We start from the raw sequence: 14,487 nt of genomic DNA, 5'->3' as shown, positions 1-14,487 counted from the left end.
GCTGTTTGGATAGTCAATATACTATAAATTGGGCGGTTTCGTTTCATTTAGCCTGTCCAGACGCACTTTGGTCGGTAGTCCAGCCAAGCCCAAGTGCCTTTTCCACCGAGATAAACTGGGTCGTAAGCTCTGCTCTGGCCGATGCAGAGGCCATGGCGAGTTGCAGCGCCTGGCGTTCGGTATCGAGCTTGTCTGGCCGCCCGATGGTCCCCGCTGCAAGCCTTTGCGTCTGCAAATCGACGTTCTTGTGCGCTCGCGCCTCAGCATCGAGCACCTTCCCAAACGCGATTCGCTGCGCACCAAAGCGTGCCAATGCACCTTCTGCGTCCTGCAAGGCTGACAGGACCGTGCGGCGGTAGTTGGCCTCGTTCTCGGCATATGCGCCCTTGGCCACTTCGACCTGACGTTCGGCGCGTCCGCCGTCGAACAGGCTCCACTTGATCTGCGGAAGCGCAATGCCGACGATGTTGCCCGGATCGAACACGTCGCCGATGTTCTGCCCGCCAAGGCCAAGCAGGCCAAGGAACGAGATCTTCGGAAACTTGTCGGCGATGCGTGCCCCTATATCGGCATTTGCTGCGGCCAGTTGGCGCTCGGCCATGCGAACGTCGGGACGGCTGCGCAACAGCAGCGCCGGGTCTCCAACGGCAACCACAGCTGGGGGCAAAGGGACCGCAGCGGGCGTTCCGAGCAGGGCATCTAGCGCACCCGGCTCCTTGCCGGTCAGCACTGCGATCTGGTCCATGAGCACGGCGATCTCGGCGCGTGACTTCGCGGCGTCGGCTTCGCTGGCGAATGCCTGCGCTTCGGCCGCGTTCACTGGCTGCTGCGGAATGGTGCCAGCAGCGAAACGCTGCTTTGCCAGCGCGACCAGCTCGCGGTCGATTTCAACCTGCCGGTCTTGCAGTCCGACCATGGCCTGTCGCGCCCGCAATCCGACATATGCGCGGGCGATCTCTGCCGAGAGCGTGACGCGTGCGTCTGCCGCGCCAGCTTCGGCAGCCTCGGCTCGCGCAGTGGCCGCTTCGACCTTGCGCCGGGTGCCGCCGAACAGGTCGATCTCCCACGACGCGTCGAAACCAAGGTTGTAGGCGTTGATCTCGTCACGTCCGCCACCGTTGCCGACCAGATTGCCCGGCACGTTGATGTAGGGCGCGGCGAACGAAGTGCTCACGGTCGGCAGCACGGCTGTGCGGCTGGCAGCGAGCGAGGCGCGCGATTGGGCCACGCGGGCGTTTGCGGCAGCGATGCCGGGAGAGTCCGAAAGCGCTGTCTCGACCAACTGGTTGAGCACTGGATCGCCAAGGCTCTCCCACCAGCGGCCCGTCGGTGCAGTCGCCTGCACCTTGTCGCCGGCACGCACGAATGCGCCGCGTGTTTCCGCCTGTGGGGCGGCCTGCGGCGCACCCTTGTAGTCAGGGCCCACCGTGGCGCAGCCAGCAAGTAGCGCGGCCAGTACCGTGATGCCGGCCATGCGACGGAGTGAAGAGGTGCCAGTCATCAGTGTGCGGCCTTTGCGTGGTAGCCCTTGGGAAGCGGGCGCAAGAGAAAGACAAGCGGAGCCACCAGCAGGATGCCGACAGTCAGCGCCATGAAATCATCGTTGAAGGCCATGACGAGCGCGTCGCGCAGGACCATGCCATCGAGCGAACGCAATGCCGCCGCCATGCCATCGGGGCCGCCGCCATATGTCATGGCTTGTTGGCTCACCCAGTCCTGGATGTTCAGATCATTGGCTTCGAGCGCACTGTGCAGGGACCAGCGGTGGAACTCCCAGCGCTCGTCCTGAAGCGTGGCGAGCATGGCAAGGCCGATGGAGCCGCCGAGATTGCGCCCGGCATTGAACAATCCGGCGGCATCGCCGGCATCATGGACGGGGACCGAACTGATTGCCGCCTGATTCAGGAACAGCATGCAGAATACGGTGCCTAGTCCGCGCAGGAGTTGCGTGACAACGAAGTCGCCCCCGCGCGATTGCGCCGTCAGGTTGACATCGAGATAGCAGGACAGAGCGAGCAGAACGACGCCGGTGCCGACGATCAGGCGTAGGTCGACCCGGGCGACGAGGATCGGAAACATGGGCATCATCAGCATGGCCGGGATGCCTGAAATGAAGACGATCTTGCCCGCCTGCATCGCGTTGTAGTCTGCAATTGCGGCAAGGAATTGCGGGATGACGTATGCGGTGCCGAACATCACCGCGCCCAGCACCAGCGCCAGCGTGAACACGGCGGCAAAGGCCCGGTTGCGCAGAAGGGCAAGCTTGATCACTGGACGCTTTGCCGTGAACTGACCGACGGCGATAAGCACAAAGCCGAGCAGGGTCACGGCCGAGAGCTTCCAGATCAGCGCGGATTCGAACCACTGTTCGCGGTGACCTTCTTCAAGCACCACGGTTATCCCGCCGAGGCCAAGAACCAGTCCGATGACTCCGAGCCAGTCGGCATTCACCAGTTCGCCTAGTTGCATCTTGCTCTTGGGCAGGCCGACGAGCAGCAGCGTGATGAGGATCGCGCTGATCGGCACGTTGACGAAAAAGGCATAGTGCCAGCTGAAATTCTCGGTCAGCCATCCCCCGACGAGCGGGCCCATCACCGGCCCCATGATCACGGTCAAGCCGAACAGGGCAGTGCCGATAGGCTGCTGGTTTGGTGGAAGGCGCGTCGCGATGATGGTCAGCGCAGTCGGGATCATCGCGCCTGCCGTGAACCCTTGGCCGACGCGGCCGAAGATCATCATGGTCAGCGATGTGGACAGTCCGCACATGACCGAAAAGCCCGTGAACAGGATAGCCGCGATCAGCAGGAAACGGCGCAGGCCGAACACGCGTTCGAGCCAACCTGTGAGCGGGATGATGATGATTTCGGCGACGAGATAGGCGGTGGCAATCCACGTGCCCTCGCTCGAGGATGCGCCGATCTCTCCCTGGATCGTGGGCAGCGATGCGTTGACGATCGAGATGTCGAGCGTTGCCATGAGCGAGCCGATCGCGCCCGCTGCAACGCCGAGCCAGGCACCTACATCTGCCTTGTCCGAAGGCCGCGCAGGCGCGCTTGGCAAATCTTCATCCATGGTCGCCACTGTGCTCACTTGGCCTGTGCCCGTTCCTGCTCGTCGCGGATCGCGTCTATTGCGGACTTGGCCGAGCGCGTGTCCACTTCCACCGACAAAGAAAGGCCGGGGACCAGAACCTTGCGCGATTCAGGGCCGGCGTTGATGCGGATGCGTACGGGCACGCGCTGCACGATTTTGGTGAAGTTGCCGGTCGCGTTCTGCGGCGGGATCAACGAGAAGTTCGCGCCGGTGCCCGGAGTGATGCTCTCGACCGTGCCATGGAATTCGACATCGGGCAGGGCGTCGACGTGGACGGTAACCGGCTGCCCGGGACGCATCAGGCCGATCTGCGTTTCCTTGAAGTTCGCTTCGACATAGATCGCTTGCGTCGGCACGATCGTCATCAGGCGCTGGCCGGGCTGGACGAATTGACCAAGGCGGACGGTGGAGTTGCCCACCTTGCCGCCGATGGGCGCAATGATACGGGTCGTCGCAAGGTCGGTGCTGGCCGCTTCGCGCTGGGCCTGCGCGGCCTTGATCTGGGCGGTGGACTGTCCTGCTTGTGCGCGAGCACTGGTAACGCGGTCATTGGCAGCGGCCAGCGCGGCCTGCTTGGCGGCCACGTCAGCTGCAGCTTTGTCGCGGTTGGCAACAAGCTGGTCGAAGGCCTGCCGCGGCTCTGCGCCGCTGGCCACCAGCGGTCGCATGCGGGCGACTTCGCCGTTGAGGTAGGCAAGATCGCGCTGCGATGCCTGCAGTGCTGCGCGGGCCTGACCGGTGGCCGACTGCGCTTCCTGAATGGCTGCCAGCGCTGCCGCTTCGGTTGCCCGGGCGACATCGACTTGCGCGGTACTCTGGGCGAGGCGGGTGCTGTAATCGGTCGGGTCGATCTGGACGAGCAGGGTTCCCTGCTCGACTGACTGGTTGTCGGCCACGGAAACGCGCCGCACGTAGCCTCCGAGCTTGGAACTGATCGTGACGCCGTCCGCTTTTACGTATGCGTCTTCAGTCTCCTGCATATAGCGGCCCACCGTCTCGTAATCGTAGAGCGTCCACGCGCCATAAAGAGCGCCAGCGGCCAGTACGCCAACCGCGATCCGGCCAATCGTCTTGCGACGGCCTTCGGTTGCATCTGTCGTCGGAGCGGGCGTGGAGTCGGTCGAGGCAGCCATCTGAGGTCCATTCGGAAGAATTGAACGAAATCGTTCCGTTGCGGATTGCCACTTGGTTTAGAGCGGGGAGAAATTCAAGTGCTGAAATTGCGAGGCATCGTGCAAAATCTGCATGTTGTCGGCGCAACGTGCGGAAAACGGCCATGTTCCGGCAATCGATCATCGCCTGCCCATTAGGTCAGGCCGCCGATTTCCTCTATGAATGGACCATCAATGTCGGGCTATTGATCGAGGCAGTAAATCAAACAGGGCGAATTTGCTCATTGGAAAAAGGGCTGCCCATGCACTACCTCGCCAATCACACCACGGTTCACCCATCCACAACGAGAAGGATTTGAGTCTATGTCGATCGTCGGAACCAAGCTGAAGCCGTTCCAGGCAACCGCTTTCCACCAGGGCAAGTTCGTCGATGTCAGCGACGCCGACGTCGTCGGCAAGTGGGGCGTGTTCTTCTTCTACCCGGCCGACTTCACCTTCGTCTGCCCGACCGAGCTCGAAGACCTCGCCGACATCTATGGCGAGCTGCAGGGCCTCGGCGTCGAAGTGTACTCGGTATCGACCGACACCCACTTCAGCCACAAGGCATGGCACGAAACCTCGCCGGCCGTTGGCAAGATCAACTACTACATGCTGGGCGACCAGAACCACACGATCTCGAACAACTTCGGCATTCTGCGCGAAGGCGTCGGACTTGCTGACCGTGGTACCTTCGTGACCGATCCGGACGGCACCATTCAGCTGGTCGAAATCACCCCCGAGGGCGTGGGTCGCAACGCTGCGGAACTGCTGCGCAAGATCAAGGCTGCCAAGTACTGGCGCGAAAACCCCGGCCAGGTCTGCCCGGCCAAGTGGGAAGAAGGCGCGGCCACGCTGGCTCCGTCGATCGACCTCGTCGGCAAGATCTGATCCAATCCGGCAGGACGTTCACCGCGTGGGGTTGAACGTCCTGCCAAGAACCGCCGGACGGGCCGTGCCGCTTACGGGCGGCCCGCCGGTTCCACGCCCTCGATCATGCAACTGAGATGATCCCCCGTGCGCCGACCTTTCGGTGACGCGCGGGCCCTGTTGTCCAAAGGAAGTGACCATGCCCGTTCTCGACGCCGCCACCACCGCCCAGCTCAAGGCCTACCTCGGCAACCTGCGCCGGCCGATCGAGCTGGTTGCAACCCTCGACGACAGCCCCAAGTCTGCAGAGATGCGCAGCCTTGTCGAGGAGGTTGCCGCGCAGTCCGACAAGGTCACCACGCGCTTCGACGGCACCGACGAGCGCGCGCCGAGCTTTGCTATTCGCGCGGACGAGGGAAGGGCGGAGGCGGTCTTCGCAGGGCTTCCGATGGGCCACGAGTTCACCTCGCTGATTCTCGCGCTGCTGCATGTCGGAGGACACCCGCCCAAGGAAGACGCTGAACTGCTTGAGCAGGTGCGCGGTCTCGAAGGCCCGTTGCACTTCGAGACGTTCTTCTCGCTGACCTGCCAGAACTGCCCCGACGTGGTCCAGGCGCTCAACATCATGGCAGCGCTGAACCCGAACGTGACGCACGTCGCCATTGACGGCGCGCTGTTCAAGGATGAGGTGGAGCGGCGCCAGATCATGGCCGTGCCTACCGTGTTCCTCAACGGCCAGCCTTTCGGTTCGGGCCGCATGGACCTCGCGCAGATCGTCGCCAAGCTCGATACCAATGCTTCGGCACGCGCTGCCGAGAAGATTGCTGCGAAGGAGCCGTTCGACGTGCTCGTCGTCGGCGGTGGGCCCGCTGGCGCTGCTGCTGCGATCTATGCGGCGCGCAAGGGCATCCGCACCGGCGTTGTGTCCGAGCGCTTTGGTGGACAGGTGCTCGACACCATGGGCATCGAAAACTTTATCTCGGTCCAGCACACCGAAGGCCCCAAGTTGGCCGCGCAGCTGGAAAACCACGTCAAGGAATACGAAGTCGACGTGATGAACCTGCAGAAGGCGACCACGCTGCTCCCCTGTAGTGACGGCAACCTGCACGAGATCACGCTCGAGAACGGCGCGAGCCTGAAGGCAAAGACGCTGATCCTTTCCACCGGTGCCCGCTGGCGGCAGATGGGCGTGCCCGGCGAGGACGAATATCGCAACAAGGGCGTCGCCTACTGCCCGCACTGCGATGGCCCGCTGTTCAAGGGCAAGCGCACGGCTGTGATTGGCGGCGGCAACTCGGGCGTCGAGGCAGCTATCGACCTTGCCGGGATCGTCGCCCACGTCACGCTGATCGAGTTCGACAATCAGCTTCGTGCCGACGCCGTGCTGCAGACCAAGCTGCGTTCGCTGCCCAACGTTACGATCGTGACGTCGGCGCTCACCACCGAAGTGCTCGGGGATGGCGCGAAGGTTACGGGGCTGGTCTACAAGGATCGCGAAAGCGACGAACTGCACACGGTCGAGCTCGAAGGCATCTTCGTGCAGATCGGCCTTGTCCCGAATACCGAGTGGATCAAGGGTGCCATCGATCTAAGCCCGCGCGGCGAGATCGAGGTCGACGCGCGCGGCGCGACCAGCGTTCCGGGGATCTTTGCGGCGGGCGATGCCACCACGGTGCCCTACAAGCAGATCATCATCGCCATGGGCGAAGGTTCCAAAGCTGCGCTTTCTGCCTTCGACTACCTCATCCGACAGGGATAAGTTTCACAACCAAAACCTTAGGGTTACCCTCATTTTAAGCCCGACGGGTCGCAAAGGCGGCGGCGCAAGACAATTGCGTCGCCGCTCTTGCTTTGAACATTGCGTTCAGTGGGAAGCTCGCTTAGGCATCGCTATGTCTTGCGCTGTCAAAATATGTCGGGAGAGAGAAATGGCGTTTCCAAGGCTCACGCGGAGAATCGCATCCGGTCTGCTGGCAACGGTCGCGGCGCTGGTCGGGCTGAACGGGCCGGCCGTTGCCGATACGCCCCATCGCGATCTGAACCACAATGGTCGGCTCGATCCTTACGAGAACCCGGTGCTCGCCACGTCAAAGAGGGTCGACGACCTTCTCGGGCAGATGACGATCGAGGAAAAGATTGCGCTGATGCTGCACGGCACGCTCGCGGCCGAGAACGGGGCGCGGATCGGTGTGGGCACAGCCTATGACAAGCCTGCCGCTCAGGCGTTGCTGGCCCGCGGTGTCAACAGCTTCATCACCCGCCTGTCGCCTGACCCCAAGGCTTTTGCCGAAGAGAACAACACGATCCAGAAGATGGCTGAGGCCACGCGCCTCGGCATTCCCGCCACGATCAGTACGGACCCGCGCAACCACTTCCAAATCACTGTCGGCGTCAGCTCGGCCAGCGGAGGCTTCTCGCAGTGGCCCGAGACGCTCGGCATGGCGGCAATCGGGGACGAGAAGCTGGTCGAGCGCTTCGGCAGGCTGGTGGCAGCAGAGTATCGCGCGGTCGGCATCCACATAGCACTGAGTCCTCAGGCTGACCTCTACACCGAGCCGCGCTGGCCGCGTGGCGTGGCGACGTTCGGTGCTGATGCCGCAATGGTTTCGCGCCTTGCCGGTGCCTATGTGCGTGGGTTCCAGGGGAGTCCGAACGGGCTGGTGCGCTCAGGCGTCGCCACCGTCGTCAAGCACTGGGTTGGTTACGGAGCCCAGCCCGAAGGCTTCGACGGGCATAACTACTATGGCCGCATCGCCAAGCTCGATAACGCAAGCTTCGCGCAGCACGTCGCCGCGTTTGACGGGGCGCTGGCTGCCAAGTCGGCTGGTGTCATGCCGACCTATGTCATTGCCGAGGGCGTCACTATCAATGGCAAATCGCTGCCGCAGGTGGGTGCCGGCTTCAGCAAACCGCTGATCGATGGTCTCCTGCGCAAGACCCGCAAGTTCGGCGGAATCGTTATTTCTGACTGGGCGATCACCAATACCTGCCTTGAGCAGTGCATGCGGCCAACCGCCGAAAAGCCGCAAGGCTATAACATCGCGATGCCATGGGGCGTCGAGAACCTTTCGGAAATCGATCGCTATGCTCTCGGGGCAAACGCTGGCATCGACCAGTTCGGGGGTGTCGACGATCCCGCCCCGCTGATTGCCGCATACAAGGCCGGGAAGCTGTCGCGCGCCCGCATCGATCAGGCTGCGCGCCGCGTGCTCGCGCTGAAATTTGAGCTTGGCCTGTTCGACAATCCTTATGTCGATGTCGCACGGGCTGCGCAGGTGATCGGCGATCCGGCAACCCAGGACGAGGCTGACAAAGCCCAGCGCGCGGCTCAGGTCCTGCTGGAGAACAAGCACAACCTTCTGCCTCTTTCGCAGGGGCAGAAAGTCTGGCTCTCGGGCGTCTCGGCTGATGTTGCGCGGGCGAGGGGGCTGACGGTGGTCGACAATCTCGATCAGGCAGACGTCGCACTGGTCCGCGTAGCCACGCCGTTCGAGGATCTGCATCCAAACCACTTCTTCGGCTCGCGCCAGCACGAAGGCCGTCTCGACTTCCGCGCGGATGACGAGCCTACGAAGACCGTGGCGATGGCGGCTGCCAAGGTGCCGACCATCGTCGCTGTCGATCTTGATCGTCCGGCGGTGCTTACCCTGCTCAAGGACAAGGCGAGCGCGCTTTACGGTCTCTTCGGTGCCAGCGACGCCGTGCTGGTCGATCTCGTCACTGGCAAGGCCAAGTCGCGCGGACGCCTGCCGTTCGAACTGCCGTCGTCGGCCAAGGCGGTGGAAGACCAGCACCCCGGTCGTCCCGATGATAGCGCCATGCCGCTCTACAAGCGTGGTGACGGCATCGTTCTGCCCTGAAATCCAATCTAGGCCGGGGAAATCGCCATGCCGCGGCCTTGCCGACTCTCGTGGGCTTCGCCAGAGCCTTCTGCGTGAGCGCAAATATCGTCATCGGCGCCGACCGTTCCGGCGCCCCCGTCAGGATCGACGTCGAGGAACTGCTTGCCACCCGCCTGCTGGTGCAGGGCAACAGCGGGTCGGGCAAGTCGCACCTGCTGCGCCGGTTGCTGGAGGAAAGCGCCAGTATCGTCCAACAAGTAGTCATCGATCCCGAAGGCGATTTCGTCACGCTTGCCGATGCGTTCGGGCATGTCGTGGTTGATGGTTCGGCTTACGATGGCGCAGAAATCGCCAAGCTCGCCGCCCGCATCCGCAAGCATCGTGCCTCGGTAATCCTGACGCTCGATGGGCTGGAACTCGAAGCACAGATGCGCTGCGCCGCCGTGTTCCTAAACACCCTGTTTGATGCGCCCCGCGACGAATGGTACCCGGCTTTGGTGGTGGTCGACGAAGCGCAGATGTTCGCACCCGCTGCGGCGGGCGACGTGTCCGACGAAGTGCGCCGCCTCAGCCTCTCGGCCATGACAAACCTGATGTGTCGTGGCCGAAAGCGCGGACTGGCAGGCGTCATCGCCACGCAGCGCCTCGCAAAGCTGGCCAAGAACGTGGCGGCGGAAGCCTCCAACTTCCTGATGGGCCGTACCTTTCTCGACATCGACATGGCCCGCGCTGCGGACCTGCTCGGCATGGAGCGGCGGCAGGCCGAGACGATCCGCGATCTCGAACGCGGTCACTTCCTCGGACTTGGCCCGGCCATTGCCCGCCGTCCGGTCGGCGTGCGCATTGCCGATGTCCAGACCCGTGCGCGCAATGTCATCCAGGGCCTGATGCCGCTTCCGAATGCGGGCGGGGCGGAAATGGAATCGATCCTTCTGTCAGAACCCCTCGCCATGGAACCCGTGCCGCGCCCGCCCGAGCCGGAACTGGTCGTGCCCGAAAGCGGTGAACTGCTTGAGCAGATCGAGGGCTTCGTGCCTGCCGCCGAGCAGGTCGAGCCTCCGGTTGCGCCCAGCCTGTTCGAGGCCGAGGAAACTGCCGCCAGCATTGCCTCGATCCTGACGGAAATGGCCGCCGAGCCGGACTGCACCTTCCAACCTGCCGCGCAGCTCTATCAGGACTTCACGGTGCGTTGCCGGATGCTGCGAATTTTGCCGGGCATGGACCTCGGGGCGTTCAGGCGTCGCTTTGCCATGGCTGTGGCCGGTATCGCCGACGACAAGGCTGCAGAATGGCAGGACCTCCTGCGCATCGGCAAGGACGTGCCCGACGACCTGCTTGCGCCGTTCCTCACGCTCGCGCGCGCCGCTGTCGATCGCGCACCGTGCCCCGATGACGAGCGCCTTGCCGAGATCTACGGCACGCGCTCGTCGGGCCGCATCCGCCGACTGCTCGAGCACCTGGAGAAGAGCAACCTGATCGTCGTGCGTACCGATTACGGTGGCAGGCGCTCGGTCGGCATTCCTGCGCTGGGCCTGACCACGGCGCCGGTCGAGGCCTGAAGCCTTACTCCACGCTGTAGAAGTCGATCACGACACTGTCGGGCTTGCGGATGCCGCGGGCAACGAACACTTTGCGCCGAAGCCACTCGTAAGCGCCAGCCTTGACCGAAAATCGCGGAGTCGTGCGGAAATAGTAGGCCGCCGGATCGACGTTCTCGCCCTTGGCCAGTTTCTCGATGACCTCGGGTGCTGCAATGCGCACACCGGGGTTCGTCACTTCGATGACGGTGCCGTCGGTGGTCTTGAGGAAGTAGCGTGCCTCGATACTGGTGAGGCCACCGGGCAGAATGACCTGCCAGTCGCCGCCGCCCGGAAGCACTTCACCTGCAAGCTTCGGTCCGCTGACGGAACCTCCGGTAATCGCGACGAAGCGCTTGCGTCCTTGGTCCACTTCACCTTGTTCGATAGCGGGTGCCAGCGTTGCACGCACTGAAAAGGCGTAAGTAAGCGTCGGTGCGGGCGCGTTCGGGCCATCGTCAGCGTGAAGTGACGATCCCAGTACCAGCAGCGCTGCCGCGATAAACAAGTACTTGAACTTCAATCTTTTTCTCCCTTAGCAAACGGCGTTGGCACGCCGATTTCGCAGAGTGACAGTCCGCAGATTCACGGCCCACATGCTTGTCGGATTACAAAAGGCTTTGCACTCTTTGTATGCTTTACTAATGGAAATTCCGTTCGCCGCGCGCTTTCCTTCCGGATTTGTGAAATTTGCCGAAAGCTGCGCGCATTTTGCGTTGGAAGGACCGTCCGTGGCCACGGCAGAGATTACCCGTCAGTCCGTCGTCCCCGAGCTTGATCTCGATGACCTCGACTCCGTTCTCGGGCTGCACATCGGCACGGTCAACACGCTGTTCGTGAGCCGGCTTGAAAAGCGGCTCGATCCGCTGAGCGTCACGCCCAAGCAGGTCGCGATCCTCTGGCTGGTCAATGCCAATCCGGGCGTGAAGCAGACAGACCTTTCACGCTTCTTCCAGATCGAACGACCCACCGTTCACCAGTTTGTGCGCCAACTGATCAAGAACGGCTTTCTGCTCAACGAACCATCCAAGCTCGATCGTCGTGCCGGTGGCCTGTGGCTGACCGATGAAGGGCGCGAGGTTCTGGCCAAATCACGTCAGGCCATTGCCGAACACGAAGAGCAGTTGACGACAGCCCTGACGGCACGTGAAAAGTCCGAACTCTTCCGCATTCTGATGAAGCTCTATCTCTCGGCTCCGGCCAAGGATTGACGTTCAGGCTCGGGACATCACATCGTCGCTATCCCGCAGCGATGTTCAAAGGATTCCCTTCGATGAAGCAGTTCGTGCCCGGCGTTGTTGCGGCCTTTGCCCTTGCTGCTGCGGGTGGCGCGATGGCGCAGTCTGCAGGCGGCGCGGCGGGTGATCCTGTGCGGGGCAAGTCGGTCTATGCGCGCTGCGCGGCCTGCCATGATCTCAATACCGGTGCGACGCGATTGGGTCCTTCGCTGAAGGGCGTTGTCGGGCGTACCTCCGGCACGATGCCGAACTTCAATTACTCGCAAGCCTTGAAAGACAAGGCCGTCGTTTGGGACGCTACCTCTCTCGACGCATTTTTGTCCGGTCCTTCGAAGTATGTGCCCGGCAATCGCATGGCCTTTCCGCCGCTTGCCAACCCTCAGGATCGGGCAGATCTGATCGCGTTCCTGCAGCAATCGGCGCGTTGAGTCCCAAATCCGTTACCAATCGCTGCGGGCCCTCGCATCCTTCGGGTTACGAGGGCATTTTTTGTGCGTGGAGAAATCAAACAATCATAAATGATCATTCTTGATCGTTTATGCGCATGATGCTATCGACTCTGCGACGGCGCGAGAGTGCGCCCATTTGTCTGCAGGGATGCCATGAACGCCCACACTCCGATTGCCGCCGCACTGCCTTTTGCCGTTCCGTCCAGCCGGTGGGACGATACCGTTGCGGCTTCGCTATCGCCCGCAGAACTGCTGCTTTACCGCTCGAACCTGCTCGGTTCAGATCTCACGGTCACCAACTTCGGCGGCGGCAATACGTCCGCCAAGCTTGAGGAAATTGACCCGCTGACCGGCGAGAAGGTCGAGGTCCTGTGGGTCAAGGGATCTGGCGGCGACATCGGCTCGATGAAGCTCGATGGCTTTGCCACGCTCTATCAGTCCAAGCTTTTGGGACTCGAAGCGCACTATTCGGGCCCTGATGACGACGACAAGATGGTCGGCTTTCTGCCGCACTGCACGTTCAACCTGAATGGTCGTGCCGCGTCGATCGACACGCCGCTGCACTCGCTGCTGCCGTTCGCGCATGTCGATCACGTCCACCCCGATGCGATCATCGCGCTGGCAGCTTCCTCGGGCGGCGAAGCGGCGACGCACGAAATCTGGGGCGGGAAGATCGGCTGGCTGCCATGGAAGCGTCCCGGTTACACCCTCGGCGTGATGCTGCGCGATTACGTGAAAGCCAATCCGCAAGTGGAAGGCGTGATGCTGGCGGGCCACGGGATCATCTGCTGGGCCGATAGCGCCAAGGCCTGCTACGAACACACCCTCCAGCTGATCGCCGATGCCGCGAACTATCTGAATGGCAAGCTGGCAGGCAAGCCTGCCTTCGGAGGTCAGGCTGTTGCGGCCAACCCAGATCGCGCCGTCATCGCTGCCGACCTCATGCCTCGCCTGCGTGGTTTCATGACCGGCGCACGACAGAAGCTGAGCCATTTCTCGGACGATGCAGAAGCACTGGAGTTCGTCGGCAGTGTCGATTTCGAGCGCCTTGCCGCACTCGGAACCTCATGCCCCGATCACTTTCTGCGCACCAAGATAGCCCCGCTGACGCTCGATCCGGCAAGGCTGCAGGATGATGCCAATCTCCAGCAGAAAATCGCGGACTATCGCGAACTCTATGCCGCCTATTACGAGCGCTGCAAGCGGCCTAACTCGCCTGCAATGCGGGATTCCAACCCGGTCGTCGTGCTGGTGCCAGGCGTCGGCCGCATCACTTTCGCCACCGACAAGACCACCGCTCGCCTTGCTGGCGAGTTCTACGGCAACGCCATCAATGTGATGCGCGGGGCTGAAGCCATTGGCGAATACATCGCGCTCGACGAGCAGGAAGCCTTCGACATCGAGTACTGGCTGCTCGAGGAAGCCAAGCTACAGCGCATGCCCGCGCCCAAGCCACTGGTCGGCAAGATCGCGCTCGTGACCGGTGGGGCAGGGGGCATCGGCGCCGCCTCCGCCGCCCGCCTGCTGCGCGATGGAGCCTGCGTTGTTCTGGCTGACCGTGATGCTGCTGCGGTCGAGGACGTACGCGCCGGGTTCGCAAGGCAGTTTGGCAAGGATGTCGTGCGCGCTGCCGTCTGCGATGTAACCGACGAAGCACAGGTCCAGGCCGCCTTCGACCTCGCCGCGCGCGAGTTCGGCGGCCTCGACATTCTCGTCGCCAATGCCGGAATCGCCAGTTCGGCCCCGCTTGAGGACACCACGCTCGAGCTGTGGAACCGCAATTACGACGTGCTGGCGCAAGGCTACTTCCTCACCAGCCGCGCGGCCTGGCCGCTGCTCAAGCGGATGAAGGCTCAGGGCGGCTCATCCGTCGTGTTCATCGGCTCGAAGAACGGCGTCGCCGCCGCCACCAATGCCAGCGCCTACGCCTCGGCCAAGGCCGCAGCAAACCATCTTGCGCGCTGCCTTGCCCTTGAAGGCGCGCCCCACGGTATCCGCGTCAACGTCGTCAACCCCGACGCGGTGATCAAGGGCAGCCGCATCTGGGACGGCGACTGGCGCAAGGAACGCGCAGGCGCCCACGGCATCGACAGCGGCAAGGAACTGGAAGAGCACTATCGCCAGCGCTCGATGCTCAAGCGCGATGTGCTGCCCGAGGACATTGCCGAAGCCGTCTATTTCCTCGCTTCGGACATGAGCGCAAAGTCGACCGGCAACATGATCAACGTCGACGCCGGGAATGCGCAGGCTTTCACGCGCTGACGCCTTCG

The 14,487-nt window shown here is 62.8% G+C and carries 12 protein-coding genes; 8 read left to right on the top strand and 4 right to left on the bottom strand.

Annotated elements, in window-relative coordinates; translation table 11 throughout:
• Window positions 1-43 precede the first annotated feature (43 nt).
• Genes ACZ1JX_RS07455 through ACZ1JX_RS07445 form a run of 3 tightly spaced genes read right to left on the bottom strand, consistent with a single transcriptional unit; the run spans window position 44 to window position 4,226 of the window.
• Window positions 44-1,501, bottom strand: a complete 1,458-nt coding sequence (locus ACZ1JX_RS07455) for an efflux transporter outer membrane subunit (protein WP_465126120.1) — start codon at window positions 1,499-1,501, stop codon at window positions 44-46.
• The gene (locus ACZ1JX_RS07450; protein ID WP_465126119.1) at window positions 1,501-3,072 is read right to left on the bottom strand and encodes a DHA2 family efflux MFS transporter permease subunit; all 1,572 of its coding nucleotides are present in this window, start codon (window positions 3,070-3,072) and stop codon (window positions 1,501-1,503) included. Before ACZ1JX_RS07450 ends, ACZ1JX_RS07455 begins: the two co-directional genes overlap by 1 nt.
• A gap of 14 nt (window positions 3,073-3,086) precedes the next feature.
• Entirely contained in the window at window positions 3,087-4,226 is a 1,140-nt protein-coding gene (locus ACZ1JX_RS07445) for an HlyD family secretion protein (RefSeq protein ID WP_465126118.1), read from the bottom strand.
• Between the two features lie 20 nt (window positions 4,227-4,246).
• Here ACZ1JX_RS07445 and ACZ1JX_RS07440 point away from each other — a divergent pair, with 20 nt between their 5' ends.
• From ACZ1JX_RS07440 to ACZ1JX_RS07420, 5 genes are all read left to right on the top strand, one after another.
• Window positions 4,247-4,564, top strand: coding sequence for a hypothetical protein (locus tag ACZ1JX_RS07440; RefSeq protein WP_465126117.1), 318 nt, complete (start codon window positions 4,247-4,249; stop codon window positions 4,562-4,564).
• Window positions 4,565-4,568: 4 nt separating this feature from the next.
• Window positions 4,569-5,132 (top strand): alkyl hydroperoxide reductase subunit C, encoded by a 564-nt coding sequence (gene ahpC / locus ACZ1JX_RS07435; RefSeq protein WP_465126116.1) that lies wholly within the window; start codon window positions 4,569-4,571, stop codon window positions 5,130-5,132.
• A 178-nt stretch (window positions 5,133-5,310) separates the two neighbouring features.
• The gene (gene ahpF / locus ACZ1JX_RS07430; protein WP_465126115.1) at window positions 5,311-6,870 is read left to right on the top strand and encodes an alkyl hydroperoxide reductase subunit F; all 1,560 of its coding nucleotides are present in this window, start codon (window positions 5,311-5,313) and stop codon (window positions 6,868-6,870) included.
• 169 nt (window positions 6,871-7,039) lie between these two features.
• Window positions 7,040-8,971, top strand: coding sequence for a glycoside hydrolase family 3 protein (locus ACZ1JX_RS07425; RefSeq protein WP_465126114.1), 1,932 nt, complete (start codon window positions 7,040-7,042; stop codon window positions 8,969-8,971).
• A gap of 74 nt (window positions 8,972-9,045) precedes the next feature.
• Window positions 9,046-10,512, top strand: a complete 1,467-nt coding sequence (locus ACZ1JX_RS07420; RefSeq protein ID WP_465126113.1) for a helicase HerA domain-containing protein — start codon at window positions 9,046-9,048, stop codon at window positions 10,510-10,512.
• 4 nt (window positions 10,513-10,516) lie between these two features.
• Here the strand turns inward: ACZ1JX_RS07420 and ACZ1JX_RS07415 are convergent, their stop codons facing one another.
• Window positions 10,517-11,053 carry a DUF3237 domain-containing protein gene (locus ACZ1JX_RS07415; RefSeq protein ID WP_465126112.1) on the bottom strand — a complete coding sequence of 179 codons (537 nt, stop codon included), beginning with the start codon at window positions 11,051-11,053 and terminating at the stop codon, window positions 10,517-10,519.
• Between the two features lie 193 nt (window positions 11,054-11,246).
• On the opposite strand from ACZ1JX_RS07415, the gene ACZ1JX_RS07410 reads away from it, so the two are divergent.
• The 3 genes from ACZ1JX_RS07410 (at window position 11,247) to ACZ1JX_RS07400 (ending at window position 14,479) form a co-directional block, all read left to right on the top strand.
• Entirely contained in the window at window positions 11,247-11,741 is a 495-nt protein-coding gene (locus tag ACZ1JX_RS07410) for a MarR family winged helix-turn-helix transcriptional regulator (protein ID WP_465126111.1), read from the top strand.
• 41 nt (window positions 11,742-11,782) lie between these two features.
• Window positions 11,783-12,196: a c-type cytochrome gene (locus ACZ1JX_RS07405; protein WP_465126110.1), complete on the top strand. Its 414-nt coding sequence runs from the start codon at window positions 11,783-11,785 to the stop codon at window positions 12,194-12,196.
• Between the two features lie 174 nt (window positions 12,197-12,370).
• Window positions 12,371-14,479 (top strand): bifunctional rhamnulose-1-phosphate aldolase/short-chain dehydrogenase, encoded by a 2,109-nt coding sequence (locus ACZ1JX_RS07400; protein WP_465126109.1) that lies wholly within the window; start codon window positions 12,371-12,373, stop codon window positions 14,477-14,479.
• The last annotated feature ends 8 nt before the right edge of the window (window positions 14,480-14,487 follow it).

The sequence above is a fragment of the Novosphingobium sp. BL-A-41-Hi4A-0G genome (genome assembly GCF_055521735.1).
This window is presented reverse-complemented; position numbering and strand designations above follow the sequence as displayed.

Coding starts and splice junctions, on each gene's coding strand:
- ACZ1JX_RS07405 (WP_465126110.1), top strand. CDS start 11,783: ATGTTCAAAGGATTCCCTTCGATGAAGCAGTTCGTGCCCGGCGTTGTT.
- ACZ1JX_RS07425 (WP_465126114.1), top strand. CDS start 7,040: ATGGCGTTTCCAAGGCTCACGCGGAGAATCGCATCCGGTCTGCTGGCA.
- ACZ1JX_RS07400 (WP_465126109.1), top strand. CDS start 12,371: ATGAACGCCCACACTCCGATTGCCGCCGCACTGCCTTTTGCCGTTCCG.
- ACZ1JX_RS07450 (WP_465126119.1), bottom strand. CDS start 3,072: ATGGATGAAGATTTGCCAAGCGCGCCTGCGCGGCCTTCGGACAAGGCA.
- ACZ1JX_RS07455 (WP_465126120.1), bottom strand. CDS start 1,501: ATGACTGGCACCTCTTCACTCCGTCGCATGGCCGGCATCACGGTACTG.
- ACZ1JX_RS07445 (WP_465126118.1), bottom strand. CDS start 4,226: ATGGCTGCCTCGACCGACTCCACGCCCGCTCCGACGACAGATGCAACC.
- ahpF (WP_465126115.1), top strand. CDS start 5,311: ATGCCCGTTCTCGACGCCGCCACCACCGCCCAGCTCAAGGCCTACCTC.
- ahpC (WP_465126116.1), top strand. CDS start 4,569: ATGTCGATCGTCGGAACCAAGCTGAAGCCGTTCCAGGCAACCGCTTTC.